Below are 22,298 nucleotides of genomic sequence, written 5' to 3'. Positions count from 1 at the left end.
CGGCACGTTCTCCGCAAAAGAAAAGCCGCCGGAGCGGCCCGGCGGCTTGTCGATATCGGGCGGTGTGGACGGATCAGCCTTCCGGCGGCGATTCGATCATGCCGAGCGCAAGCAGGTAGGTGTCGAGGATTGCTTCCTCTTCCATGCGCTCCTGCTCGTCCTTCTTGCGCAGCGCCACGACCTTCTTCAGGATCTTGGTATCGAAGCCCGTTCCCTTGGCTTCGCCATAGACGTCCTTGATATCGTCGGCGATGGTCTTCTTTTCTTCTTCCAGCCGTTCAATGCGCTCGATGAAAGCGCGAAGCTGATCGCGGGCGACGCCGTGAGCATCAGACATCGTGTTCTCCTGGTTTTTCGGTGATCGATTTTGGATGCCAGTGACTGCCGCGAAGCGGCGTCACGGTCAAGCCTGTTCGCGGCCAGCCAAGCTATTTGTGTGGATTGTTCAGTTCAAAAGCAGCCTTTTGCACAGGCGAGGCCTCGTTCTGGTGAAGATTCTTCCAGTCCTCATAGGGCATGCCATAGACCATCTCGCGCGATTCTTCCCTGGTCACCGGGACACCCTCGGCCTCGGCGGCTTCGCGATACCAGTTCGACAGGCAGTTGCGGCAGAAGCCGGCCAGATTCATCAGGTCAATGTTCTGAACGTCGCTGCGTTCGCGAAGATGTGCAACGAGGCGGCGAAAGGCGGCAGCTTCGAATTCGATCTGTTGTTCCTTGCTGAGCGCGGTCATCTCGCTTCCTTTCGTTAAAGTGGGGCCTTCGTTCAATAGGGGCCGGTACGCGACGGGTGAACGTCATATTCGTGCAAGGCGGGATCGGCATTCATCGCCGCGAAGATCGGCGCCAGGCGTTCGGCCCAGGCCGATATGCCGGTCTCGTCTCCGATCAGATCCTGGCGCACTTCGAGCAGCGCATGCGGAATGCCTGTGATCATGCAATGGCGGTACATGGTATCGCCCTTCAGCGCGCCGTCATAGGGTTCGTTGTCGCCAACGGCGAGATCCGGATCGGTGCGCAGCATGTCAAGCAGCGGACCGACGGCGCGATGGTCGCTGTCCCAGAGGACGGCAGCGTGCCAGGGACGGGGAATACCTTTCCAGGCCGGCGTGAAGGAGTGCAGCGACAGCACCAGCGGTGCCCTGCCGGTGGCATTTGCCACGCTGTCGATCGTTGTGGCCACGGCATGGTGATAGGGGCGATGGAAGGTTTCGATGCGGTAGTCCCATTCCTGCGGCGTGATCGGATGATTGCCTGATATGACGGCGCCGTCGGAGATCTTCATGATCAGCGTCGGATCGTCTTCGCCGCGATTGGGGTCGATCAGCAGGCGCGAAAAGCCGCCAAGCACGGCGGGAACGCTGAGCCTTGCCGAAAGCTGCCGCGTCAGGCCCTCGATGCCGATGTCATAGGCGATATGTCGGGCGAAGGCCGCGTCGGGAAGTCCGAGCCGGCCATATCGCGCGGGAAGGCGGTTCATCGCGTGATCTGCGAGGATCACCATGCCTTTGTCATGTTTGCCGGATAGGATTTCGAAGGATTGGAAGTCGTCCATCAAGGAATTGCCGTTCGTCATTGCGCCATCGGGCGCAGTGATCGCATGCGGCTACGGCGGGTTCAAGCGCGACAGGCGGCGAGAGGTTGAGCCGGACCCTCGACGGGTGGTTATGAAAGGAAATATAATCGATTAGCATTGCGTTGACTTTCGCTTGACGGCGGCGCAAGAAGACACGGATACGAATAACCGTGGAGCTATTTGGGAGCCGTGTTGATCCAAGCCGCGCCAAGTTTCCTCACGCGGTCCGGGCCGCTGGTCCGTCTCGCTCTATTCGCCCTTGCAGCCGCCATGCCGTTTTTCATCGCAGATGCTGCACGCGCCGATTTTCGCGTCTGCAACGGAACGCAGAACCTCGTCGGCGTCGCGATCGGATACCGGGCCAAGGATGGCTGGGTGACGGAGGGCTGGTGGCAGGTGCCGGCAACGACCTGCGCCGTGTTGATCGAGGGAGAGTTGCAGTCGCGTTATTATTACCTCTACGCAGAGGACGCCGCCCGGGGAGGCCGATGGACGGGTGACGTGCAGATGTGCGTGGCGGAAAACGAATTCAAGATCACGGGTGTGCAGGATTGTTATGCCCGCGGTTACCAGAAGATGGGATTCAAGGAATATGATACGGGCCGCCAGGGTAGCTGGATGGTTCAACTCTCCGACACCCCAGGGACGCAAGAAAGCCAGAATTGATGAAGCGTAATCGCAAAATTAAAATCCTCGCCACCCTCGGGCCAGCCTCCTCCGAGGAATCGATGATCGAGAAGCTGCACCAGGCCGGTGCCGATGTCTTCCGCATCAATATGAGCCATGCGAGCCACGACATGATGCGTACGCTGATCCAGCGCATCCGCTCGGTCGAAGCGCGCTCCGGCCGGCCGATCGGCATTCTCGCCGACCTGCAGGGACCGAAACTGCGTGTCGGCAAGTTCGTCGACGGCAAGGTGGACCTGAAGCCCGGCCAAACGTTCACGCTCGACAACAACGAAGCGCTCGGCGACCAGAGCCGCGTCTACCTGCCGCACCCCGAGATCCTGGAATCGGTGCAGCCTGGCCACCGCCTGCTGATCGATGACGGCAAGCTCGCCCTGCGCGCAGAAAAATGCGACGGCAAGAGCATCGTCACGACTGTTATTTCGGGCACGCGCATCTCCGACCGCAAGGGCGTCAGCCTTCCCGACACGCTGCTCGGCGTCGGCGCGCTGACGGACAAGGACCGCGCCGATCTCGACGCAGTGCTTGCCACCGACGATGTCGACTGGGTGGCGCTTTCCTTCGTCCAGCGTCCCGACGACCTCGCCGAAGTGCGCAAGATCGCCCGCGGCCGCGTCGGCCTGATGTCGAAGATCGAGAAGCCGCAGGCTCTCGAGCGCATCGAGGAAATCATCGAACTGTCGGACGCATTGATGGTCGCCCGCGGCGATCTCGGCGTCGAAATGCCGCTCGAATCGGTTCCCGGCATCCAGAAGCAGCTGATCCGCGCCTGCCGCCGTTCGGGCAAGCCGGTGGTCGTTGCCACGCAGATGCTGGAATCGATGATCTCCGCGCCGGTGCCGACACGCGCCGAAGTTTCCGACGTCGCGACCGCCGTTTTCGAAGGTGCGGATGCCGTCATGCTTTCGGCCGAATCGGCCTCGGGTGACTATCCAGTCGAAGCTGTCACGACGATGGCGTCAATTGCCACCGCCATCGAGCGCGAGCCGCATTATCCCGGTATCATCTATGCCCAGCGTGCCCAGCCGGAAGCGACCGGTGCCGATGCGATCTCGCTGGCCGCCCGTCAGATCGCCGAAACGCTGAAGCTGTCGGCGATCGTCTGTTACACTTCGTCGGGCACGACGGGCCTTCGCGCCTCGCGCGAGCGTCCGCAAGTGCCGATCCTGGCGCTGTCGCCGATCATCAAGACGGCGCGCCGTCTTGCCGTCGTCTGGGGCCTGCACTGCGTCGTCACCCATGACGCGACCGATCTCGACGACATGGTCAACCGCGCCTGCCGTATCGTCGCGGACGAAGGTTTCGGCAAGCCGGGCGACCGCATCATCATCTCGGCCGGCGTACCGCTCGGCACGCCCGGCGCCACCAACATGATCCGCATCGCCTATATCGGTTCCGACGGCCAGAGCGGCATCTGATCCGATCGCATGCATCCGAAAGCCCGCTGCCTGAGAAGGCGGCGGGCTTTTTTCGTTGATGGGCCGGCATTGCCAATGGCAATGGCGCATGCAAGTTTCGATCTCTGGATGGGGAGGATCGTCATGGATTTCGTCACGCTTCTGGCTTTTGCAGCGGTTTCCTTCGTTGGTATCGCGACACCGGGGCCGACAGTGCTGCTGGCGCTGACTAACGGTTCGCGGCACGGCCTGCGCCGGGCGGTTGCCGGCATGATCGGCGCGGTGCTGTCCGATTTCGTGCTGATCGGCGCCGTGGCGATCGGGCTCGGTGCGCTGCTCGCCGCATCGGAATTCTGGTTCTCGATGCTGAAATGGGCGGGTGCCGCCTATCTCGCTTTTCTCGGTATCATGCTGCTGCGTTCGAAGGGCACGATCGATGCGGCGTTGAAGTCCGGAGCGCCTGCGGGCGCGACATCGCCCCTCTCGATCGGACTGAAGAGCTTCATGGTCGCGGCGACCAATCCGAAGGGTTATCTCTTCTTCTCGGCTTTCCTGCCCCAGTTCATCGACCCGATCCTGCCGCAGGCGATGCAATATATGCTGCTCGCCCTTGTCTTTGCCGCGCTCGATTTCCTCATCATGTTCGGATACGCCTTCTTCGGCTCGCAGGCGGTGCGTTTCCTGAAAACCTCAGGCGCCATGTGGCTGGAGCGAGCCTGCGGTGGCGCGCTGCTGGCGCTTGCCGGCTCGCTGGCCTTCTATCGCCGGGCAACCGTCTGAGCTCAGGGCAGGGATAGGTGGCCGACGCGATAGGCCTGGGTGTGCTCGCCGATCTCGGGAATCTCTCGCCATAGCCTGAAGCGTACCCGCGTCCAGCTCGTCGGTTCGAAGCCGGAAATGGAGGCGAGTGCGCCGCCTGCCGCCAGGTCTGCTTCGGCCGCCGCGCTTTCGGCGCGGCGAATGTCGGAGAGCGGCGCATAAGGCTCCGTCTGCAGGACATCGCGTGTGGCGAACCTGGCTGCGGCGATGTCGGATGAGACTTCCGACCGCCAGACGATCCAGCTCCTCACCTGCGGCCAGCCGAAGGCGCGGGTGAGCGTCTCAAACCCCGGACCGCAGAGGAAGTCGCTTGCCCCTTGCGGCGTCTGCCAGAGATAGAAGGGCGCATAGAGATTGTCGTGGCTGCCGAACTCTCCCTTGCGGGCGCTGAGATAGGCTTTGACGCCGAGATTGGGAAAGCCGTCGAGCAGTGGACCCTTGTCGCGGATGCGGCGGTCGATGATCGACATGTCGTAATCGGCAGGCAGGGTGAAGCTGTATTGCATGGTGATCATGACTGTGCCTCCACCGGTTGCAGCCATTCGACGATGCTGCCGTTTTCGGTCGGCTGGACGCTGATATAGCTGAAGGTGCTGTCATCGGCCGCTCCATGCCAGTGACGCTCGCCGGGCGCAAACCAAGCGGCATCGCCGGGACGCAATGTTTCAACCGGGCCGCGCTCGTTCTGCGCCAGCCCATAGCCCGAAAGTACATAAAGTAGCTGGCCTCTGGGATGCGTGTGCCAGCGGGTGATGGTGCCGGGATCGAGCATGGCGCGCATTGCGGTGTTCTCGCCATCGGCGCTGCCTTCGAGCAGCATCTCGACCCAGAAAGGCGAAGTTGCGACGCCCTCAGGCGAGCGGACTGCCCTGCCGGGGCGCCTGATGGTCATGGTCTTCGGGTTCGAGGCACTCATCGCCGGGCTCCAGCCAGACGAAGCCGCCAGTCTGGGTCGGTCATCTGGGCAATACCATTACCGAAGGACCAGTCTTCCGGTGCGCTGGTGCTGATGACGATCATCACGTTCTCGGGCCGAAGGCCCGGCGATTGCGCAAGGAGTTCGGCGAGCCGCCGATAGAGTGCTGCCTTCATCTCGCCGGTGCGAGGCCTGCCGATGGTGACCGAGATATAGACGAAATCGTCGGAGCGCGGGCCGGCGAGATAGCTGCGGTCGAAGATCAGCTCGTTGTCGTCGTGCTGGTGAATGGTCTGGAAGCGGTCGTTTTCGGGCACGTCGAAGGTCTCGACCAGGGCGCGCTGGATGTTGTCGGCCAGCGCCGCGAGGTAGTCCGCCGACTTGCCTTTGCGAAGGGAAATGCGAACGAAGGGCATCGGGATCTCCATGGTTCAGGCCGTCCGTCGGCCTTGACAGCAGAAGCATCGCACGGCACCATGATGCTGAAAATCAGAATTTTATGGATTAATGATCCTGAAAAATGGGATTATCTAATGCGACGGACGATCTTCGATCTCGATGTGCTTCGAACCTTTTCGACCGGCATGGAGCTTGGCAATTTCGCCAAGGCGGCCGAGCGGCTCGGGCGTTCGACCTCGGCAGTGAGTGCGCAGCTGAAGAAGCTGGAGGAACAGGCGGGCACGCCGATCTTCCGCAAGGTGGGTCGCGGGCTGGCGCTGACCGATGCCGGCGAGACGATGCTCGGTTATGCCAGGCGGCTGCTGGAACTCAACGACGAGGCGGCTGCCGCCGTCAACAGCGTCGAGCTGGAAGGCTGGGTGCGGCTCGGCCTGCAGGAGGACTTCGGCGAGACCCTGCTGCCGGATGTGCTCGGCCGCTTTGCGCGCGCGCACCCGAAGGTCCGAATCGAAGCGCGGGTGGTGCGCAATGCCGAGCTGCTTGAGCGCGTCACATCGGGCAAGCTCGATCTGGCGCTTGCCTGGAGCGATGGCACGCTGACGGCGCATTGCGAGCGGATCGGCGAAGTGCCGATGCGCTGGATCGGACCTGCCGAGGGGCAGCCGGGCTGGCAAGCGGCAAGCGGCGAGCCGATGCCGCTCGCTTCGTTAGAGGCGCCGTGTCTGTTGCGGAGCGCGGCGACCAAGGCGCTTGATGAGGCGGGGATCTCCTGGCGGCTCGCCTTCGTCAGTCCCAGTCTCGGCGGTCTCTGGGCCGCGACGGCGGCGGGCCTCGGCCTTACCATCCGCACGCCGATCGGCCTGCCGGCGAAGGTCCGGCCGCTGGCGCCGGGAGCAATCGGCCTGCCTGATTTGCCGAAGCTCGGCCTGGTCCTGCATCGGGCGGAAGCCGAACAGCAACCGGCTGCGGCGCGGCTTGCCGAACTCGTGCTTCAGTCGGTGCATGGCGCGTTGCATGGGGTGGTGGCCCGAGATCTCAGCATTGACCGTTCGGACGCGTGGCTGTAGCTTTCGGCCGCTATGAAGATGATCACTCTCAATATCGCTATGGCCTTCTTCTTGAGCCTCTAAGGCTCCGCCTTCGGGCATCAGAGGATGCGGTCGCTAACCAGCCTTTGCGGCTGGCCCGTTGCCGTGGACCGTAATGACCCTGCGTCTGGCCAAAGACAGAGCCGGCAGGATTGGCGATAGAGAGTGATATATCATGACATCAGATGTTTATCCGGCAGCGCTGCGTGCTGCGCAGATCGAGCGATTCATCGAGAATGGTTTCGTCAGGATCGACGACGCTTTTCCCCGCGAATTGGCCAGGGAAGCCCGTGCCATCATGTGGCGCGACATTCCCTTCGCTGCCGATGATCCAAGCACGTGGACGGAGCCGGTCGTGCGGCTTGCCGGCTATGGCGGCGGGCCGTTCGAGAAAGCCGTCAACACGCCGGTATTGCATTCGGTCTTCGACCAGCTCGTCGGCAAAGGGCGCTGGGAGCCGCGCAATGGACTTGGCAGTTTCCTGTCCGCTTTCCCCATCCCGATGATCCCGGCGATGCCGGTTGGCATGTCGATCTGAGCTTTCCCGGCGAGGATTCCGATCCGGATGAGCAGCGGGACTTTTCCGCCTGGCGGGTGAATATCAACTCGCGCGGGCGGGCGTTGCTCATGCTCTTCCTGTTCTCGGATGTCGGGGAGGAAGATGCGCCGACCCGTATCCGTGTCGGTTCGCACAAGGATATCGCTCGCCTTCTGGCGCCGGCGGGCGAAGCGGGAATGGCGCATCTCTGGCTGGAGCATGTCGGGGAAGAGCGGCCGCTGGCGTTGGCAACAGGGCAGGCGGGCACAGTCTATCTATGCCATCCATTCCTCATCCATGCGGCGCAGATGCATCGCGGCCAGGAGCCTCGTTTTATGGCGCAGCCCGGCCTTGTGCCTTCCGAACCTCTTCGGCTTGAACGGCAGGACGGCGCCTATTCGCCGGTCGAGATCGCAATCCGCCGGGCGCTTCACGATCACTCTATCTGATCGCTGATCTGGCATCCGGCTCGATGAGCCGGATGCCTCACGAAGACGCGCCGGCGTGACGTCTCAGCCGAACCGTTCCAGAGCCATGGCGAAGATATCGGCATCGACATTGCCGCCGGAGGTGACGGCGATGACCGTGTCGCTTTCCAGAGCATCGCCATGGAAGAGGGCGGCGGCAAGTGCCACCGCGCCGCCGGGCTCGACGACGATCTTCAACCGCGAGAAGGCGAGTGCCATGGCGCGCAGCGCCTCCTCGTCGGTAACAACAATGCCGGCGCCGGCGAGGCGCTTGAGGATCGGGAAGGTGATGTTGCCCGGCTGCGGCGTAACGATCGCATCGCAGATCGAGCCCGATACCGCCTCGTTGCGTTCGATCTTGCCGGAGGCCAACGAGCGGGTGGTGTCGTCGAAATCCCTGGGCTCGCAGGGACGGACGCGAAAGCCGGGAGAACTGGCTTCAAGGGCGAGCGCGATGCCGGAGGTCAATCCGCCGCCGCCGCAGGGAACCAGGACTTCGGCTGATGTCACGCCTTCCTCTTCCGCCTGCTCGGAGATTTCAAGACCAGTCGTGCCCTGACCGGCAATGACAAGCGGTTCGTCAAAGGGCTTGATCAGCGTCAGCCCACGCTCGGCCGAAAGTCTCGCGCCGATCTCGTCGCGATCCTCGGTGACGCGGTCGTAAAGCACCACTTCGGCGCCGAAGGCGCGGGTGTTGGCGATCTTCAGCTTCGGCGCATCGCTCGGCATGATGATGACAGAGGGGACATTGTGCAGCTTGGCCGCAAGCGCAACACCCTGGGCGTGGTTGCCGGAGGAGAAGGCGATAACGCCTTTCGAGCGCACGGCCGGATCGAGGCCGGAGACGGCCGACCAGCCGCCGCGAAACTTGAACGAGCCGGAATGCTGCAGACATTCCGCCTTCACGAACAGGCGCCGGCCGGCGATCTCATTGAGGAAAGGGGAGGAGAGAAGCGGCGTACGCCTGATATGACCGCGCAGACGGGCGCGGGCTGCGACAATCATTTCAATGCTGGCCATTCGGGAATCTTTCTGCTTGTGGGTTCGCCCATGCATAGGGCGAGGCAAGCCAATTGTGAACGGCGACTTTGTCACGGTGACATGAATGGTACCACCGCTGCTTCTTCAGCCGTGCTGCGCTTCTGCCGACTGTTTGATCAGGCGATCCCGAGGCGTCAGTAGCCGCTTGCCGAACCTTCCGCTGCGCGGCTGTCCATGGCGCCGTTGTAGCGGGCGCCACCGCCTTTTTTGATGGCAGCAAGGCTTTTGCCGCCGACGAGGATGCCGGCGGCCTGGCCCCATTGCGGCGCGTCATTGCCGCCATCGAAGCTGTAGCCCATCGCGGCGAGGGTCTTTTCCGTATCCGGCGAAAGTGCATAAGGCTCGAGAAAGACCTTGTCGGGCTGCCATTGGTGGTGGAGACGCGGGGCGTTGACCGCCTGACTGATGTCCATGCCGAAATCGACGACATTGAGGATTGCTTCCAGCGTGATGGTGATGATGCGCGAGCCGCCGGGGCTGCCGATCACCATGAAGGGCTTGCCGTCCCGGGTGACGATCGTCGGGCTCATCGAGGAGAGCGGCGTCTTCTTCGGGACAATGGCATTGGCCTCGCCCTGCACCAGCCCGTAGAGGTTCGGCACGCCGGGCTTGGAGGTGAAATCGTCCATCTCGTTGTTGAGCAGGACACCGGTGCCGGGTGCCACCACGCCGGCGCCGAAGGAGCCGTTCAGCGTATAGGTGACGGCGACCGCATTGCCCGCGTCGTCTATGATCGAATAATGCGTCGTCTCGGTGCTTTCCTTGCCGCCGAGCGGTTTCAGATTCGCCGAGGTGCCGGCCTTGTAGGGGTCGATCTTGGCGGCAATTTCCGAGGCATATTTCTTATCGAGCAGTTTCTCGACCGGGTTCTCGACGAAATCGGGATCGCCGAGTGCTGCATTGCGGTCGACATAAGCATAGCGCATCGCCTCGACCATGATGTGCACGGTTTCGGCCGAGTTATAGCCGAGATAGGAGAGCGGATAACCTTCGAGAACGTTGAGGATCTCGCAGATGATGACGCCGCCGGAAGACGGCGGCGGGGAGGAGATGATGTCGTAGCCGCGATAATTGCACTCGATCGGCTTCAACTCGCGCACGGCATATTGCTCGAAATCCTCCTTTGCAAGGATGCCGCCCATGGCTTGGCTCGCCTTGACGATCGCCTCGGCGGGGGCGGCTTTGTAGAAGGCGTCGGGACCTTTTTCGGAGATGGCTGTCAGGACTACGGCAAGATCCGGCTGCTGGAGTTTTTCGCCCGATGCATAGGGTTTGCCATCCGGTTTCAGGAAGATTTTCGCTGCCGCCTCATCCCTGGCGAGGCGCTTGGCGCTGCCGGCAAAGCTTGCGGCATCGCCCTGTTCCAGCGTGAAGCCCTCCTTGGCGAAGCGGAGCGCCGGTGCGATCAGCTCCTCGCGCGGTTTGGTGCCGTATTTCTCGCGTGCCGTCTCGAAGCCCATCACGGAGCCCGGCACGCCGACGGCGAGATAGCCGTCGAGGCTGGCGCGTGGCACGACATCGCCCTTGGCATCGAGATACATGGTCTTTGTCGCGGCAAGCGGCGCGCGTTCGCGAAAATCGAGAAAGGTCTTGGTGCCGTCCTTCAGGCGAATGGTCATGAAGCCGCCGCCGCCGAGGTTGCCGGCCGTGGGATAGACGACCGCCAGCGCATAACCGACGGCGACCGCTGCATCGACGGCATTGCCGCCGCCTTTCAGCACCTCGACGCCGACATCGGTCGCCAGATGCTGGGCGGTGACGACCATGCCGTGCTCGGCTTCAACGGGTGCAGGCGAGGCGGCGAAAGCCGCGGTCAGGCTCAGCGACAATGCTGCGATGATGGAGATCGTCCCGATATGCAGGCGGCCCATGATTTCCCCTCCTATGGACAATGATGGAAAAACATATGGGACTGCGGCAGCCCGAGGCAATGCAAAGTATTTGCCTTATGCGAGAAGTTCGGCGAGTTTCCGGTTGGTATCGTCGTCATCGAGCGGCGTGTAGACGATGAGCTTCATCTCCGGCCGGTTTGTCAGCGTCAGGCCGGTATGTTCGAAGGACATGCGGCCCTTGATGGGATGGTCGATCCGCTTGATGCCGGACAGCGGGCTGATGACCTCGTGGCGCTGCCACCAGTGGCGAAATTCGTCGCTTGCCTGCTTCAGCAGCGCGATCAGCCGTTCGAAATCCGGATCGCCGGCATAACGCGCGCTGTCGGCGCGGAACATTGCCAGCGAGATGCGGGCAACCGATTCCCAATCGACGAGCAGCCGGCGATGCGCCGGGTCGGCGAAGAGACGATGCATGATGTTGCGCTCGTCGCGGTCGAGCGTGTCGTAACCACCGAACAGCATGTCGGCGGCGCGGTTCCAGGCGAGCACGTCCCACCGGCGGCCGAGCACATAGGCCGGTTGGTGGGTCAGGTTGGCGAGCATGCGTTGCAGCGGCTCGTCGACGCATTCGGGTGCGGAGGATACAGCCTGCGGCGCATGGCGATTGTTGAGGGTGAAGAGATGCCGGCGTTCGGCCTCGTCGAGGCGCAGTGCATCGGCAAGGGCGTTCAGCACCTGTGCGGAGGGCCTGATGTCGCGGCCCTGTTCCAGCCAGGTGTACCAGGTGGTGCCGACGCCGGCGAGCATGGCGAGCTCCTCGCGCCGGAGACCTGGCGTGCGCCGCCGAAATCCCTCGGGCAAGCCCACCTCGGACGGCGTCAGCCGCTCGCGGCGAGAGCGCAGAAAGGCTGCGAATTCACGGCGGCGGGCTTCGAATGTGTCGGCTCTCTGGTCCATGGCGGTAATCATATCAGTATCGATACCAGGATAAAACTGGAACTGTTTGCCGTTTCCAGGCCGCGCATGATGCCGGCGCCGCGGGTGATTCAAACGCCTGCGGATCGATCAATTCAAGGAGCAGCATCATGTCTTTGCAGCATGTGGTCGTCATCGGCGGTTCTTCCGGCATCGGCCTCGCCACGGCGAAATTACTTTTGAAACAGAGATATACGGTCACCATTGCAGGCCGCGACGGTGAAAAGCTTGCCGCCGCGAAGGCATCGCTCGATGGCGATCTGCGCAGCCTCGTGCTTGATGCGGCGGAGCTTTCCACACTCGGGGAAGCTTTTGCCGGGATCGGCGCATTCGGTCATCTCGTGCTCGCGATGGGCAGCGGTCACGGCGCCGGACCTTTTGCGACGCTCGACATGACGGACCTGCTTGCCGGTTTCCAGACCAAGCTCGTTCCGCATGCAGCGGCAGCCCAGGCGGCACTGCCGCTGCTGCAGCCGGGCGGCAGCATCACCTTCGTTTCGGCGGTCAGCGCGCAGGCTGCGATGCCTGGCACGGCTGGGCTTGCGGCCGTCAATGCCGGCATCGAGGCGATGGTGCCGGTGCTTGCCGCCGAATTGAAGCCGCTGCGCGTCAACGGCGTTTCCCCCGGGGTCGTCGATACGCCGTGGTGGAGTTTCCTGCCGCCCGAGCAGCGCGGCAGCGTCTTTGCGGATTTCGCCGGCCGCACGCCGGTCGGCCGTGTCGGCAGGCCGGAGGATATCGCGCAGGTGATTGCCTTCCTGATCGGAAACGGCTTCATGAGCGGCCACGTCGTCACCTGCGACGGCGGCATGCGTCTCGGCGCCTGAGGCAGGTTTCCTGCAATGCTGAGGACAAAATTATGCAGCAATTCAAAGTGCTACAGCGTCCTCTGCGCGTCTGAAAAAACGCGCGGCCCGGTCGACCCCAACGACTGTACGGCCGCGGCCGTCCGATCGCGTGAGGAGGCGGCAAGCCTCTCTTCGGCCCTGCGGGCGATCGCTTGCAGGTCGCGCGGCTTGCCTGATAGCTTCTCCATGGCGGCGATGGCGACATCGGTTGCGAGATAATCCGGCTTGTGGCCGACGCCGCTGACGGTGATGAGTTCGGAGCCTGATATATCGCGGGCAAGGCCGCGCGAGTGCAAGTGTTCCCAGACGATCTCGTCGCTGTCACCTGTTATGATGACGGTCGGTGCGGTGATCTGCGAATAGAGCAGCGACTGCTCCTTCACATAGGCGAGCAGCCTTTTGAAATCGGCGGCGTTGTTATGGAAAGCGTTGGGTCGCAGCACCAGCGACGGCCCGGTTTTTTCGATGTAGTCGGCCGGGCGCGGATTGGGACGGAAGACATTCAGCGTGCCGCGCTCCAGCCGGCTCAGACCGAGAGGCACGACGATCGCGTGGTTGAAGAGCCATCCGACGATCGGCACGGTTGCCACATGATAGTACCAGTCGATGCCACCCGGCCATGGATGGGTGGCGGGCGCGAGGAAGAGCAAGCCCGCGGTCTTATCAGGATGACGCAGGCCGAAGGCGGCGGTGATCGCGCCGCCGAAGGAATGGCCGACGATAACAGCCTTTTCGATGCCGCGCTTCTCCATCAGTCTGGCGATCGCATCGGCCTGGCCGGAGGGGACGGCGTTCTCAGGGCCGCCGCGCTCGGAATAGCCATGACCGGGGCGGTCGACGAACAGCATTTCCGCCCGGCCTTCGAGTGCGGCGCGGAAGGCAACGACCTGGTCGAGCAAATTGCCGCTGGCGCCGTGAATGAAAACCAGGGCGGGCAGATCCGCATTTTCGGGACGCTCGATGTGGACGGCATTCATGCGGTAGCCGCCGACATCCGTCAGTTCGCCGATATTCGGATAGGCGTGTTCGAATTGCCGCGCCTTATAAGTGGAGTAACCGATGGCGGCGGCGAGCGGGGCGAGAAGAGCGGAAACTTCTGCAAGCATGATCTCAACGAGCGATAATTGCGGAACGACCTGCTGGCGGACAACCGCCATGTCGTTCCCTCCATATGCTAAAATTGCGCGGCGAGATCCGACGTCAAGATATCAGTCCAGGAATCAGGTGCGGTTGCCGGCGAGTTTTTCCGCAAGCGTGTTGGCCTGTTCCTGTGCAGTGCGCTCGGCGGGATAGACGTCGAGGAAACGCTCCCAAGCCTTCAAGGTCAGCTGATCGTTGCCGGAATTACTGAGGATCGCCGCCATGCCGGAGAGCGCGCCGAAATGGCGTGGCTCGAGATCGAGCACACGTTCGATGTCGGACATCGACTTGCGATAATTGCCCATGACGAAATTCAGCGTGGCGCGGCGGTTCCAGCTTTCGGCATAATCGGGCTTCAGCGCGATCGCCTCATCGAGGAAATCGAGGGCCGCGGGATTGCGCTTTTCCTCGATCGCCTTGTCGGCCCACTGCATCAGCAGATTGACGGTGGCGCTGCCGGAATCGTTCCATTCCATGCGGATTTCATTGGCGATGCCGCTGGCCTTTTCGGGATCGCGTTCACGCTTCAGCTGGCCGAAGAGCTGGTCGAGGTGCTGCTTTGGCGAACTGTCGGTATCCGCCTGCTCGACGATAACGTCCTTTTTCGCGGCGGCAGCGGGCTTTTCCGCGGCGGCGGCCGGAAAGGAGGCGGTGAGGAGAATGAGGGCGAGCGGCAGCGCCGCTGATGTCAAAGCAAAAAAACGCATGGCGGACATATTAGCCCGCCAGCGCCGAAGATCAAACAAATTTGACGTGATCACCGCAGCGACCCACCGGATATATCTGCCGGCGCAAGCTCACGCGGCAGGGCGATCCGGACGCGCGAAATCAGCCCTGACGAGCCTTGAAGCGCGGGTTCAGCTTGTTGATGATGTAGATGCGGCCCTTGCGGCGAACCAGACGGTTGTCACGGTGACGAGCCTTAAGCGACTTGAGCGAATTCTTGATCTTCATTTTTCTGATCCGCGATCTCTATGGGGGAATTCACATTCGCCCGTATCTTTAACAATCAAAAGCGCGCCATCGGGCGCGCTGTTTAGGTGGGGGAGCAGATACCCCGCCACCTTTTCCGTGTCAACCACATGAAGGTGTTTTTCCGAAGGCGCAGGGGTGTTTTCTCAGGCCAAAACCGGCGATTTCGGAGTCAAGGTGGTGACGTGACCCATCTTGCGGCCGGGGCGCCACTCGATCTTGCCATAGAGATGAACCAGCGTATCGGGGCGCCTCAGCCAGTCGGGAACGGCAAGGATATCATCGCCGATCAGGTTCTGCATGATACAGTCGGAATGGCGTTCAGAACTGCCAAGCGGCAGGCCGGCGACGGCGCGGATATGCTGCTCGAACTGGCTGACGACGCAGGCCGCTTCCGTCCAGTGACCTGAGTTGTGGACACGCGGCGCCATCTCGTTGGCGATCAGGCCACCATCGGCAAGCATGAAGAATTCGATACCGATGACGCCGACATAGTTCAACGCGGCAAGGATCTTTTCGGCCGATTGGCGCGCGGCGTCCGCCGTCGATGCAGAGATCGCGGCTGGAACCGTCGACGTGTGAAGGATACCGTCGCGGTGCACATTCTCGGCGGGATCGAAGCAGACGACTGTCCCGTCGGTGGCGCGCGCGGCGATGATCGAGACCTCGCGCTCGAACGCGATGAAGCTTTCGAGGATGAGCGGTACGCCGCCGAGTGCGGCATAGGCGCCATCCGGGCTGTCGGCCGCCGAGCGGAAAACCTTCTGGCCCTTGCCGTCATAACCGAGGCGGCGGGTCTTCAGCACGCCCTGGCCGCCGAAATCCTCAAGTGCCGTCTCAAGATCGGCCTGGCTATCGATCGCGTGGAAGCGGGCGGTTGATATGCCGCAGTCATTGAGAAAGAGCTTTTCGAGGAGGCGGTCCTGGGCAGCTTCCAGCGCCTTCGGTGGCGGAAAGACGGATACGTTTGCTGAGAGCCTTTCGGCGGCTGCAACGGGCACGTTCTCGAATTCGTAAGTGACGACATCGCAAATATCAGCAAGTTCGGCCAGTGCCGCCGGATCGTCGTAGGCGGCGGTAATCTGCCGGTTGGCGAGCTGGGCGGCCGGGCAGTCCGCCTGCGGCTCGAGAATGACCGTACGAAAATTCAACCGGGCGGCGGCAATGGCCAGCATGCGGCCGAGCTGGCCGCCGCCGATAATGCCGATCGTTCTTGCCGTCATAGGTTGTCCATCGGGTATTCGGCGACGGCAGCACTCTGGCGCTCGCGCCATTCGTCGAGCCGGTCGGCGATTTCTTCGTCGGAAAGGGCAAGTACGGCAGCGGCGAGAAGCGCGGCGTTGACCGCGCCGGCCTTGCCGATGGCAAGCGTGCCCACGGGAATACCGGCCGGCATCTGCACGATGGAAAGAAGACTGTCCTGGCCGGACAGGGCTTTCGACTGGACCGGCACGCCGAAAACCGGCAGCGGTGTCATCGCGGCGGTCATGCCCGGCAGGTGGGCGGCGCCGCCGGCGCCGGCGATGATGACCTTGAAGCCCTCCGCGCGTGCGCCCTTGGCGAAATTGACCAGCCGGTCCACTGTGCGGTGCGCCGAAATAATGCGCGCGTCATAGGGAATTTCCAGCGCCTCCAGCGTGTCGGCGGCGTTTTTCATGGTCTCCCAGTCGGACTGGCTGCCCATGATGATGGCGACGGGTGGTCTGTCTGTCATCGATGCTGCTATTCCCTCTCAGGCGATAATGTCAGGGATGATCTGATCTTCCAGCTTGGAGAGCCTGTCCTTGATGACAAGTTTTTTCTTTTTCATTCGCTGGATTCGCAGAGCATCGCATCCGGTCTGGATCATGGCGTTGATCGCGGCATCGAAATCCTCATGCTCCTGACGCAGGCGCGCCACCGTGAGCCTGATTTCCGCCTGTTCCTGATCGGCCATATGCATTCCCCGTTACCGTCCCTGGACCTTGTCCGATCTGGCGATGATTTCCGCAAGCTCCTATCACCAAATACGGGTAACGGCTAGTTAGTCTTGATCATGAAATTGCCATCCAGTCTTCATCTTTTGGCCTTCGACAAGCCTTCAAAAATATGTCACAGTCCGGCCGTTGACACCTTGATCCCCGACGATGTTGGCCGGGGAGGGTAAGAGGAAGGAAGGGTCATATGACTGTTCAAGCTCATCTTGAGTCACTCCAGAAAAAGCATGTCGCTCTCGAGGAGGAGTTGCACGCGCTCAGAACATCTCCCTCTATTTCCGATACGGAACTTGCCGAATGCAAGCGCCGCAAGCTGCGCATCAAGGACGAGATTCAGCGTCTTAAATCATCCGTCCACTAATCTTCCCAAGGGTCGCCGGGCGATCATCTTGCGCAAGAAGGTAAATCCATCCATTCCGCCAAGAATTAGCAAGAACCGGTGATTTGACACCATATTTGCGCCAGTCCGATGCATCCGGCATCGTGGCTGGCGCTTTTGGGTCCGCCACGTCTCGCATCGCATTCTTATGATTCACATCGTATCCCAGATCTTATGGGAACCTGCATCAGGCCCAGAACTGATCCAGCCATAAATTGAGCTTGTCGAAGCCGCGGTTGTTGACCGTATAGATGCGTTTGGTGCCTTCCGAGGTCACGGAGACCAGATTGCTGTCGAGAAGCGCCTTCAGGTGCTGTGAAACAGCTGGACGGCTGATCGGCAGGCCTTCGGCGAGCTCGTTGACCGTCCGTGGCGCGCGACGCAATTCCTCCAGCAGAAACCGCCGGTTCGGATCGGCAATTGCAGAGAAAGGGTCCGTGTTCGACATGGCGGGAACGCTACGTCAAACCGGCCGCGCCAGCAAGGAAATTGTGCATTGCAGCGTGCCGCGCTTTAGGTCTTTGTTTTTACGCATGTCGTTAGCGTAAAACCGCCGCACACTTGCGCGACATGCTTTAGCGGTTTCTACCAGCCAAGGCCCTCGCGCACGATCAGGAAGGCGGCGATCAGCGCCATCGCATACATGAAGGGATAGAAGATCTGTGGCTTCATGCGGCGCACGCACCAGGCGCCGGCAATGGTGGCGAGCGGGGCAAAGGGTAGAAGCGTCGCGGAGGTCGCAAGATTCTGGTTGTCGAGTTGGCCGAGCGCAAAATAGGGGATCAGCTTGATGGCGTTGAGGATCGCGAAGAAGCGCACGCTGGTGCCGGTATATTCGCGTGGCTGCAATTTGAGCGGCAGGGCATAGATCTGGAAGGGCGCACCGCCCGCATGAGCAACGAAGCTGCCGTAACCGGAAAATGTCCCCCAGAGGCTGGCGGCCACCGGTCGCTGGCCGCGCGGCGGGATCACCTTGTCGGCGCCCGGGCCGAAATTGTTCCAGAAATAGCGCAGGCAGAACAGGATGGTCACCGCGCCGATGACGATGCGCAGCATGTTGCCCGGAACCAGCGCCGAGGTCGCCCAGCCCAGCGCAATGCCGAAGACGGCGCCCGGCAGCATGATCTTCAGCGTCGCCCAGTCGCCATGCTTGCGCCAGATGACGAGCGAGATCATGTCCATGAAGACCAGAATCGGCAGCAGGATGGCGGCCGCCTCAACCGGCGAGACGACGAGGGCAAGGAAGGGCAAGCCGATCAGCGACAAAGCGTCGCCCATGCCGCCTTTTGCGAGGCCTACCAGCAGAACGGCGGGCACGGCGGCGTAGTAGAATGACAAATCCTGCGGCATGCTTTCGACGTCCTCCTCTTGCAAGCCTCGTCTAACGGAACTACTCACACAAAACGAGTGCGGATCCCTCATTTCGAAGGGGAATTCGCAGGAAACGGAAAGACCTCATGACCGAACCGGAAAACCGCTGCCGCCTTGTGCTCATCGTACCTGATATCGCTGATGCCGATGAACAGGCAAAGGTCGTCGCCGACGCGCTGAAGGGCGGCGATGTCGCTTCGGTGATCGTGCCGCAATATGGGCTTGACGACGGCAGCTTCCAGAAACATGCCGAAAAGCTGGTGCCATTGATTCAGGATGCTGGAGCAGCCGCGCTCATTGCAGGCGACAGCCGTGTCGCAGGCCGCGCGAAAGCCGACGGCTTGCACATTTCCGGCAATGTAGCGGCGCTTTCGGAAGCGATCGACAAACACGCGCCGAAGCTGATCATCGGCGGCGGCAACGCGGCCGACCGGCACCATGCGTTGGAGATCGGCGAAGCCAGGCCGGACTATATCTTCTTCGGCAAGCTCGATGGCGACATCAAGCCGGAGGCGCATCCGAAGAACCTTGCGCTCGGCGAATGGTGGGCCTCGATGATCGAGATCCCCTGCATCGTCATGGGTGGCGCCGATCCGGCCTCGGCGCTCGCCGTCGCCGAGACCGGAGCGGAGTTCGTGGCGCTGCGGCTGGCGGTCTTCGCCGAGCCCGCCCGGGCACCGTCTGTCGTCGCCGAGATCAATGCGTTGCTTGACGAAAAAGCGCCACGGTTTGAGGATTGAAATCGCGCTCATGCCGATCCCACCCGTCCGCTTCCTGAAATATATCCTTGCCAGCATGGCCGTCCTCGTTGCGGCCGGACCGGATGTCGTCTTGGCGCAGGCGCCGGACAGCGTCGTCAGCCAGCCGGGCACGGCGCCGGCTTCGACCTTCCGCACCGACCGGCCTTCCGCCTCGGGCGCGGGGCCCTCCGATGGCGTCGGCGTGTTCGACCGCATGGGCGCGAAGCTGCCCGATCTGCCGCCGGAGAAGGATTACAAGGGGCCGATCGACGAGGCTTACGGTGCCTTCCAGCGCGGTTATTACCTGACGGCAATGGACAAGGCGCTACCGCGCGCCCAACTCGGTGATCCGGCGGCGCAGACACTGATCGGCGAAATCCTGTCGCAAGGCCTCGGCGTCAAGAAAGACGTGAAGAATGCTGCCTTCTGGTACGGCAAGGCGGCAGAAGGTGCCGATCCGGCGGCAATGTTCAAATATGCACTGATCCTGATGGAAGGCGAGGGCGTCCCGCGTGACAAGGTCAAGGCCGACGACTACATGCGCAAGGCGGCCGAGGCCGGCAATCCTTCAGCGGAATTCAACTGGGCGCAGCTTCTCATCGCCGACAATCCCGGCGACAAGGGACTGAAGCTCGCACTGCCGTTCTATGAGAAATCAGCCGAGCAGGGCATTGCCGATTCGCAATATGCCGTGGCGCAGATCTATGCGACGCTGAAAGACCTGCCGGAGGAAAAGAAGAAGCTCGCCCGCGAGTGGATGGTACGCGCGGCGCGCGCCGGCTTCGACACGGCCCAGCTCGATCTCGGCATCTGGCTGGTCAACGGCGTCGGCGGGCCGAAGGATTACGTCAAGGGCTTCGAATGGCTGAAACTTGCCGCCAATGGCGGCAATGTCGCCGCGCAGAACAAGCTCGCCCATCTCTATATCAATGCCATCGGCACGCCGCCCAATCCGATCGAGGCGGCGAAGTGGTACGTGCTGTCACGCCGGGCCGGGCTCGCCGATCCGGCGCTCGAGGATTTCTATCTCGGCATCGAAGAGGATCAGCAGAAGGCGGCGATCGAGGCTGCCAACAAATTCCGGCGGCGTTAGCGGCCGCGCGGTTTACTGGAGTTGCCCCAAAGCGCGCTACACACTGTTGCGCGACGTGCTTTAGAAAAGCGCGTCGGCGAAAAGATCCTCGTCGTTTTCGGCTTTGGCGATCTCGGCGAGAGCAGGGGGGCTGTCCTCGCTTGCCGGGATGATGTCGCGATGAATGTTGCGCTCCTGGACCATCGTATAGTGCTTGAAGATCTTGCGGTCGAGCGGCGCGATCATCTCGGCGAGATCGGAAATATCGGCGACATCGGTGCCGGCGACGCCTTCGAGCAGATCGGCGCAGCCGGCAAGGACTTCGCCGAGGTCATGCTGGAAATCGAGCTTGCCGATCAGCAGGCTGATCTTGGTGGCGACCTCGCGACCGTTCTCGGCGAGCACCTTCAGCTCGTTTTCCATCAGGTTGGCTGCAGAGCGGATGTTGCCGACGGCCGATGTCAGGCTCTCTCCCAGGTTGCCGGCTCCGGCATCGGCGGCGGGGGCGACGCGCCCGGCCGCGGCTTCGAGCGCCGGCAGGCCATTGACGATGGCGTCGGCGGAATCGTCGAGCTTGCCGGCGAAAATGCGCAGCTCGGCGGTGACGACGTTGATCGACCTGCCTTCTTCACCGAGGCGGCTGCAACGCAGGTTGGTATTCAAAGCCATATAGTGAATATCGGTCTTGACGGCGCGGATGTTGCCGATCGCTTCGGAGAGCTTGGCGGCCGTGCCGATCGTCGACTGGCTGACCTGGTCGGCCTGGCGGCTTGCCGCGTCGACCTGCCTGACGATTTCATGGGCGGCCGAAACGCTGGATTCCAGCGCGCGCATGAAGTTACCGCCGGCCTCGCCGCTCTCACCGCTCATCTGATCGCGCAGCTTGAGGATCTCCCGCATGTCGTGGTCGAAACTCGCGATCGTCTTGACGACGTTCTCAGAATCCCGCTGGAAATTTGCACACATGTCGCTCATCTGCGCGGCGGTCAGATGGTGAATGACGTTCTGGAGGCGCCGGCGCGCGCCGGCGTCGAGCTTTGCCCCATCCTCGCCAGCAAAGAAATCTTCAAGCAGCGAAAAAGTGGCCTGTACATGCTCGATACGCTGCCGGGTGATATCGCCGATCTGCAGGGCAGACAGCGTCGAGGCGACCTTGCTCTGCACGGCGCGGGCAATCGCGCCGACCTCGCGCGCAATGACGCCGAGATCCTTGCGGTGTTCGGCGATCTTGGCGGCATCATCACGCAAGGCCCCGGCGACGGCCGGAACGGTATCGGCATAACCCTTGGAAACGCTGGCGCCAAAGGAGGCGGCGAGCTTGACCTCCTTATCGAGACTGTCGAGGTGTGTGGCGAAACGGTTGACCTCATCGGTGCCGGAATAGATACGCTCCAGAATCTCCTGGGCGAAGCCGGCGAATTCGGCAATGCCGGCGCCGGTGATCTTCACGGTCACTGCGAAGGTTCTGAGATAACGCATCGTCTCCTGCATGTCAGCGACATGCTTGCGCAGCTCCCTGCCGGTATGCGCCAGCGAGACGAGCGCCTGCTGGCGGCCTTCCTCGCTGATCGGCAGCGCCGTCAGGCTCGCCACCGTGGCCCGAAGATCGGCACCGGTGTCGCTCGCCTCTTTATTGTCGAGCGCCGTGGTGACGCTCTCGAGCGAGCTCAGCAAGCGGTTGAGAACATCCATAACCGACAGCAGCACGGTGCCGCCTTCGAGGAAACGTTCCTCGACCTGGCCGCGGGCGGATTCCAGGGCCTGGCTGATGTCCCGTCCTGATGTGTAGGCTGCAGCGTTCGGCGATACCAGAGCGTGTGCCACTTTTATACCTTTTGTTAAAATTCAGGCAATTCCACTCTATTTTTACGGGTAGGATGGAAACGTCCGGTAAATGCGCCGGACTCGCTAGCGTTGTGATTAACGAAAGATGTTGATGGCGTGTCGGTGAAAGCCCAACGCTCGTCTTGATGATTCAACATATTGTTTTTATTTTATTTATTTCTAAATTTTGAGAGAAAAATACAACTTATCCCGGATGAGAATTGGGAGTCCCCGAGCTCGC

26 protein-coding genes and 1 pseudogene are annotated in these 22,298 nt (G+C 62.0%); 9 read left to right on the top strand and 18 right to left on the bottom strand.

Annotated features, from left to right (window positions below; all coding sequences use genetic code 11):
- Positions 1 to 73: 73 nt before the first annotated feature.
- From N2A41_RS18220 to N2A41_RS18210, 3 genes are all read right to left on the bottom strand, one after another.
- A complete protein-coding gene (locus N2A41_RS18220; RefSeq protein WP_007631616.1) occupies positions 74 to 337 on the bottom strand; it encodes a DUF2312 domain-containing protein in 264 nt (87 codons plus the stop codon).
- A gap of 91 nt (positions 338 to 428) precedes the next feature.
- The gene (locus tag N2A41_RS18215; RefSeq protein WP_260109412.1) at positions 429 to 734 is read right to left on the bottom strand and encodes a DUF1244 domain-containing protein; all 306 of its coding nucleotides are present in this window, start codon (positions 732 to 734) and stop codon (positions 429 to 431) included.
- A gap of 32 nt (positions 735 to 766) precedes the next feature.
- Positions 767 to 1,555, bottom strand: coding sequence for an N-formylglutamate amidohydrolase (locus N2A41_RS18210; protein ID WP_260111069.1), 789 nt, complete (start codon positions 1,553 to 1,555; stop codon positions 767 to 769).
- 201 nt (positions 1,556 to 1,756) lie between these two features.
- Here N2A41_RS18210 and N2A41_RS18205 point away from each other — a divergent pair, with 201 nt between their 5' ends.
- The 3 genes from N2A41_RS18205 (at position 1,757) to N2A41_RS18195 (ending at position 4,440) form a co-directional block, all read left to right on the top strand.
- A complete protein-coding gene (locus tag N2A41_RS18205; RefSeq protein WP_222384573.1) occupies positions 1,757 to 2,242 on the top strand; it encodes a DUF1036 domain-containing protein in 486 nt (161 codons plus the stop codon).
- The gene (gene pyk / locus N2A41_RS18200) at positions 2,242 to 3,681 is read left to right on the top strand and encodes a pyruvate kinase (RefSeq protein ID WP_162116990.1); all 1,440 of its coding nucleotides are present in this window, start codon (positions 2,242 to 2,244) and stop codon (positions 3,679 to 3,681) included. The genes N2A41_RS18205 and pyk overlap by 1 nt, the downstream gene beginning before the upstream one ends.
- 123 nt (positions 3,682 to 3,804) lie before the next feature.
- Positions 3,805 to 4,440: a LysE family translocator gene (locus N2A41_RS18195; RefSeq protein ID WP_162116991.1), complete on the top strand. Its 636-nt coding sequence runs from the start codon at positions 3,805 to 3,807 to the stop codon at positions 4,438 to 4,440.
- Positions 4,441 to 4,442: 2 nt separating this feature from the next.
- Here the strand turns inward: N2A41_RS18195 and N2A41_RS18190 are convergent, their stop codons facing one another.
- From N2A41_RS18190 to N2A41_RS18180, 3 genes are read right to left on the bottom strand one after another with little or no spacing between them, the layout of a single operon-like run.
- Positions 4,443 to 4,994 carry a DUF4865 family protein gene (locus N2A41_RS18190; protein ID WP_260109411.1) on the bottom strand — a complete coding sequence of 184 codons (552 nt, stop codon included), beginning with the start codon at positions 4,992 to 4,994 and terminating at the stop codon, positions 4,443 to 4,445.
- Positions 4,991 to 5,395, bottom strand: a complete 405-nt coding sequence (locus N2A41_RS18185; RefSeq protein ID WP_222384575.1) for a cupin domain-containing protein — start codon at positions 5,393 to 5,395, stop codon at positions 4,991 to 4,993. Before N2A41_RS18185 ends, N2A41_RS18190 begins: the two co-directional genes overlap by 4 nt.
- Complete coding sequence (locus N2A41_RS18180; protein ID WP_162116994.1) at positions 5,392 to 5,811, bottom strand: tautomerase family protein; 420 nt, start codon at positions 5,809 to 5,811, stop codon at positions 5,392 to 5,394. Before N2A41_RS18180 ends, N2A41_RS18185 begins: the two co-directional genes overlap by 4 nt.
- A 117-nt stretch (positions 5,812 to 5,928) precedes the next feature.
- Here N2A41_RS18180 and N2A41_RS18175 point away from each other — a divergent pair, with 117 nt between their 5' ends.
- Positions 5,929 to 6,861, top strand: a complete 933-nt coding sequence (locus tag N2A41_RS18175) for a LysR substrate-binding domain-containing protein (RefSeq protein ID WP_222384576.1) — start codon at positions 5,929 to 5,931, stop codon at positions 6,859 to 6,861.
- Between the two features lie 196 nt (positions 6,862 to 7,057).
- Positions 7,058 to 7,869 (top strand): annotated as a pseudogene (locus N2A41_RS18170) (phytanoyl-CoA dioxygenase family protein).
- Between the two features lie 63 nt (positions 7,870 to 7,932).
- Here the strand turns inward: N2A41_RS18170 and N2A41_RS18165 are convergent.
- The 3 genes from N2A41_RS18165 to N2A41_RS18155 form a co-directional block, all read right to left on the bottom strand.
- Complete coding sequence (locus tag N2A41_RS18165) at positions 7,933 to 8,907, bottom strand: threonine ammonia-lyase (RefSeq protein ID WP_260109410.1); 975 nt, start codon at positions 8,905 to 8,907, stop codon at positions 7,933 to 7,935.
- Between the two features lie 155 nt (positions 8,908 to 9,062).
- Positions 9,063 to 10,799 (bottom strand): gamma-glutamyltransferase, encoded by a 1,737-nt coding sequence (gene ggt / locus N2A41_RS18160; RefSeq protein ID WP_222280429.1) that lies wholly within the window; start codon positions 10,797 to 10,799, stop codon positions 9,063 to 9,065.
- A 75-nt stretch (positions 10,800 to 10,874) separates the two neighbouring features.
- On the bottom strand, positions 10,875 to 11,729 hold the full coding sequence (locus N2A41_RS18155; protein WP_222280430.1) for a helix-turn-helix transcriptional regulator: 855 nt from the start codon (positions 11,727 to 11,729) through the stop codon (positions 10,875 to 10,877).
- Between the two features lie 116 nt (positions 11,730 to 11,845).
- Between N2A41_RS18155 and N2A41_RS18150 the strand changes: the two genes are divergently transcribed.
- The gene (locus N2A41_RS18150) at positions 11,846 to 12,562 is read left to right on the top strand and encodes an SDR family oxidoreductase (protein WP_170259793.1); all 717 of its coding nucleotides are present in this window, start codon (positions 11,846 to 11,848) and stop codon (positions 12,560 to 12,562) included.
- A gap of 50 nt (positions 12,563 to 12,612) precedes the next feature.
- Here the strand turns inward: N2A41_RS18150 and N2A41_RS18145 are convergent, their stop codons facing one another.
- The 6 genes from N2A41_RS18145 to N2A41_RS18120 form a co-directional block, all read right to left on the bottom strand.
- The gene (locus N2A41_RS18145; RefSeq protein ID WP_026154570.1) at positions 12,613 to 13,689 is read right to left on the bottom strand and encodes an alpha/beta fold hydrolase; all 1,077 of its coding nucleotides are present in this window, start codon (positions 13,687 to 13,689) and stop codon (positions 12,613 to 12,615) included.
- Between the two features lie 114 nt (positions 13,690 to 13,803).
- Positions 13,804 to 14,439: a tetratricopeptide repeat protein gene (locus N2A41_RS18140; protein ID WP_260109409.1), complete on the bottom strand. Its 636-nt coding sequence runs from the start codon at positions 14,437 to 14,439 to the stop codon at positions 13,804 to 13,806.
- Positions 14,440 to 14,551: 112 nt separating this feature from the next.
- Positions 14,552 to 14,677, bottom strand: coding sequence for a type B 50S ribosomal protein L36 (ykgO, locus tag N2A41_RS18135; RefSeq protein ID WP_003566454.1), 126 nt, complete (start codon positions 14,675 to 14,677; stop codon positions 14,552 to 14,554).
- A gap of 164 nt (positions 14,678 to 14,841) precedes the next feature.
- Positions 14,842 to 15,918 carry a 5-(carboxyamino)imidazole ribonucleotide synthase gene (locus N2A41_RS18130; RefSeq protein ID WP_260109408.1) on the bottom strand — a complete coding sequence of 359 codons (1,077 nt, stop codon included), beginning with the start codon at positions 15,916 to 15,918 and terminating at the stop codon, positions 14,842 to 14,844.
- Positions 15,915 to 16,409 (bottom strand): 5-(carboxyamino)imidazole ribonucleotide mutase, encoded by a 495-nt coding sequence (purE, locus tag N2A41_RS18125; protein WP_017968169.1) that lies wholly within the window; start codon positions 16,407 to 16,409, stop codon positions 15,915 to 15,917. Before purE ends, N2A41_RS18130 begins: the two co-directional genes overlap by 4 nt.
- An 18-nt stretch (positions 16,410 to 16,427) precedes the next feature.
- The gene (locus tag N2A41_RS18120; RefSeq protein ID WP_017968168.1) at positions 16,428 to 16,631 is read right to left on the bottom strand and encodes a YdcH family protein; all 204 of its coding nucleotides are present in this window, start codon (positions 16,629 to 16,631) and stop codon (positions 16,428 to 16,430) included.
- Positions 16,632 to 16,858: 227 nt separating this feature from the next.
- On the opposite strand from N2A41_RS18120, the gene N2A41_RS18115 reads away from it, so the two are divergent.
- Positions 16,859 to 17,032, top strand: coding sequence for a YdcH family protein (locus N2A41_RS18115; protein WP_003542831.1), 174 nt, complete (start codon positions 16,859 to 16,861; stop codon positions 17,030 to 17,032).
- A gap of 205 nt (positions 17,033 to 17,237) precedes the next feature.
- Here N2A41_RS18115 and N2A41_RS18110 read toward each other — a convergent pair whose 3' ends face one another.
- The gene (locus N2A41_RS18110; RefSeq protein WP_003542830.1) at positions 17,238 to 17,498 is read right to left on the bottom strand and encodes an ArsR/SmtB family transcription factor; all 261 of its coding nucleotides are present in this window, start codon (positions 17,496 to 17,498) and stop codon (positions 17,238 to 17,240) included.
- 137 nt (positions 17,499 to 17,635) lie between these two features.
- The gene (locus N2A41_RS18105; RefSeq protein WP_260109407.1) at positions 17,636 to 18,400 is read right to left on the bottom strand and encodes a sulfite exporter TauE/SafE family protein; all 765 of its coding nucleotides are present in this window, start codon (positions 18,398 to 18,400) and stop codon (positions 17,636 to 17,638) included.
- Positions 18,401 to 18,507: 107 nt separating this feature from the next.
- Here N2A41_RS18105 and N2A41_RS18100 point away from each other — a divergent pair, with 107 nt between their 5' ends.
- Together N2A41_RS18100 and N2A41_RS18095 are read left to right on the top strand one after the other, a co-directional pair.
- On the top strand, positions 18,508 to 19,161 hold the full coding sequence (locus tag N2A41_RS18100) for a thiamine phosphate synthase (RefSeq protein WP_260109406.1): 654 nt from the start codon (positions 18,508 to 18,510) through the stop codon (positions 19,159 to 19,161).
- A 10-nt stretch (positions 19,162 to 19,171) separates the two neighbouring features.
- Positions 19,172 to 20,254 carry a tetratricopeptide repeat protein gene (locus N2A41_RS18095; RefSeq protein WP_260109405.1) on the top strand — a complete coding sequence of 361 codons (1,083 nt, stop codon included), beginning with the start codon at positions 19,172 to 19,174 and terminating at the stop codon, positions 20,252 to 20,254.
- A 60-nt stretch (positions 20,255 to 20,314) separates the two neighbouring features.
- Here the strand turns inward: N2A41_RS18095 and N2A41_RS18090 are convergent, their stop codons facing one another.
- Positions 20,315 to 22,057 (bottom strand): chemotaxis protein, encoded by a 1,743-nt coding sequence (locus N2A41_RS18090; protein ID WP_260109404.1) that lies wholly within the window; start codon positions 22,055 to 22,057, stop codon positions 20,315 to 20,317.
- Positions 22,058 to 22,298: the final 241 nt, after the last annotated feature.

Origin of the sequence: Rhizobium sp. SRDI969 (assembly GCF_025152725.1) — a bacterium.
Taxonomy (GTDB): Bacteria; Pseudomonadota; Alphaproteobacteria; order Rhizobiales; family Rhizobiaceae; genus Rhizobium; species Rhizobium leguminosarum_I.
The sequence above is the reverse complement of the archived record's forward strand: the minus strand, read 5'-3'. Positions and strand labels throughout refer to the sequence as shown.

Bases quoted from the DNA above. Each gene is read 5' to 3' on its own strand.
- N2A41_RS18110 (WP_003542830.1), bottom strand. From the start codon at position 17,498: ATGTCGAACACGGACCCTTTCTCTGCAATTGCCGATCCGAACCGGCGG.
- N2A41_RS18105 (WP_260109407.1), bottom strand. From the start codon at position 18,400: ATGCCGCAGGATTTGTCATTCTACTACGCCGCCGTGCCCGCCGTTCTG.
- N2A41_RS18095 (WP_260109405.1), top strand. From the start codon at position 19,172: ATGCCGATCCCACCCGTCCGCTTCCTGAAATATATCCTTGCCAGCATG.
- N2A41_RS18190 (WP_260109411.1), bottom strand. From the start codon at position 4,994: ATGATCACCATGCAATACAGCTTCACCCTGCCTGCCGATTACGACATG.
- N2A41_RS18100 (WP_260109406.1), top strand. From the start codon at position 18,508: ATGACCGAACCGGAAAACCGCTGCCGCCTTGTGCTCATCGTACCTGAT.
- ggt (WP_222280429.1), bottom strand. From the start codon at position 10,799: ATGGGCCGCCTGCATATCGGGACGATCTCCATCATCGCAGCATTGTCG.
- N2A41_RS18220 (WP_007631616.1), bottom strand. From the start codon at position 337: ATGTCTGATGCTCACGGCGTCGCCCGCGATCAGCTTCGCGCTTTCATC.
- N2A41_RS18145 (WP_026154570.1), bottom strand. From the start codon at position 13,689: ATGCTTGCAGAAGTTTCCGCTCTTCTCGCCCCGCTCGCCGCCGCCATC.
- N2A41_RS18140 (WP_260109409.1), bottom strand. From the start codon at position 14,439: ATGTCCGCCATGCGTTTTTTTGCTTTGACATCAGCGGCGCTGCCGCTC.
- N2A41_RS18195 (WP_162116991.1), top strand. From the start codon at position 3,805: ATGGATTTCGTCACGCTTCTGGCTTTTGCAGCGGTTTCCTTCGTTGGT.
- N2A41_RS18165 (WP_260109410.1), bottom strand. From the start codon at position 8,907: ATGGCCAGCATTGAAATGATTGTCGCAGCCCGCGCCCGTCTGCGCGGT.
- N2A41_RS18185 (WP_222384575.1), bottom strand. From the start codon at position 5,395: ATGAGTGCCTCGAACCCGAAGACCATGACCATCAGGCGCCCCGGCAGG.
- purE (WP_017968169.1), bottom strand. From the start codon at position 16,409: ATGACAGACAGACCACCCGTCGCCATCATCATGGGCAGCCAGTCCGAC.
- N2A41_RS18210 (WP_260111069.1), bottom strand. From the start codon at position 1,555: ATGGACGACTTCCAATCCTTCGAAATCCTATCCGGCAAACATGACAAA.
- N2A41_RS18130 (WP_260109408.1), bottom strand. From the start codon at position 15,918: ATGACGGCAAGAACGATCGGCATTATCGGCGGCGGCCAGCTCGGCCGC.
- N2A41_RS18180 (WP_162116994.1), bottom strand. From the start codon at position 5,811: ATGCCCTTCGTTCGCATTTCCCTTCGCAAAGGCAAGTCGGCGGACTAC.
- N2A41_RS18120 (WP_017968168.1), bottom strand. From the start codon at position 16,631: ATGGCCGATCAGGAACAGGCGGAAATCAGGCTCACGGTGGCGCGCCTG.
- pyk (WP_162116990.1), top strand. From the start codon at position 2,242: ATGAAGCGTAATCGCAAAATTAAAATCCTCGCCACCCTCGGGCCAGCC.
- N2A41_RS18215 (WP_260109412.1), bottom strand. From the start codon at position 734: ATGACCGCGCTCAGCAAGGAACAACAGATCGAATTCGAAGCTGCCGCC.
- N2A41_RS18155 (WP_222280430.1), bottom strand. From the start codon at position 11,729: ATGATTACCGCCATGGACCAGAGAGCCGACACATTCGAAGCCCGCCGC.
- N2A41_RS18150 (WP_170259793.1), top strand. From the start codon at position 11,846: ATGTCTTTGCAGCATGTGGTCGTCATCGGCGGTTCTTCCGGCATCGGC.
- N2A41_RS18175 (WP_222384576.1), top strand. From the start codon at position 5,929: ATGCGACGGACGATCTTCGATCTCGATGTGCTTCGAACCTTTTCGACC.
- N2A41_RS18115 (WP_003542831.1), top strand. From the start codon at position 16,859: ATGACTGTTCAAGCTCATCTTGAGTCACTCCAGAAAAAGCATGTCGCT.
- ykgO (WP_003566454.1), bottom strand. From the start codon at position 14,677: ATGAAGATCAAGAATTCGCTCAAGTCGCTTAAGGCTCGTCACCGTGAC.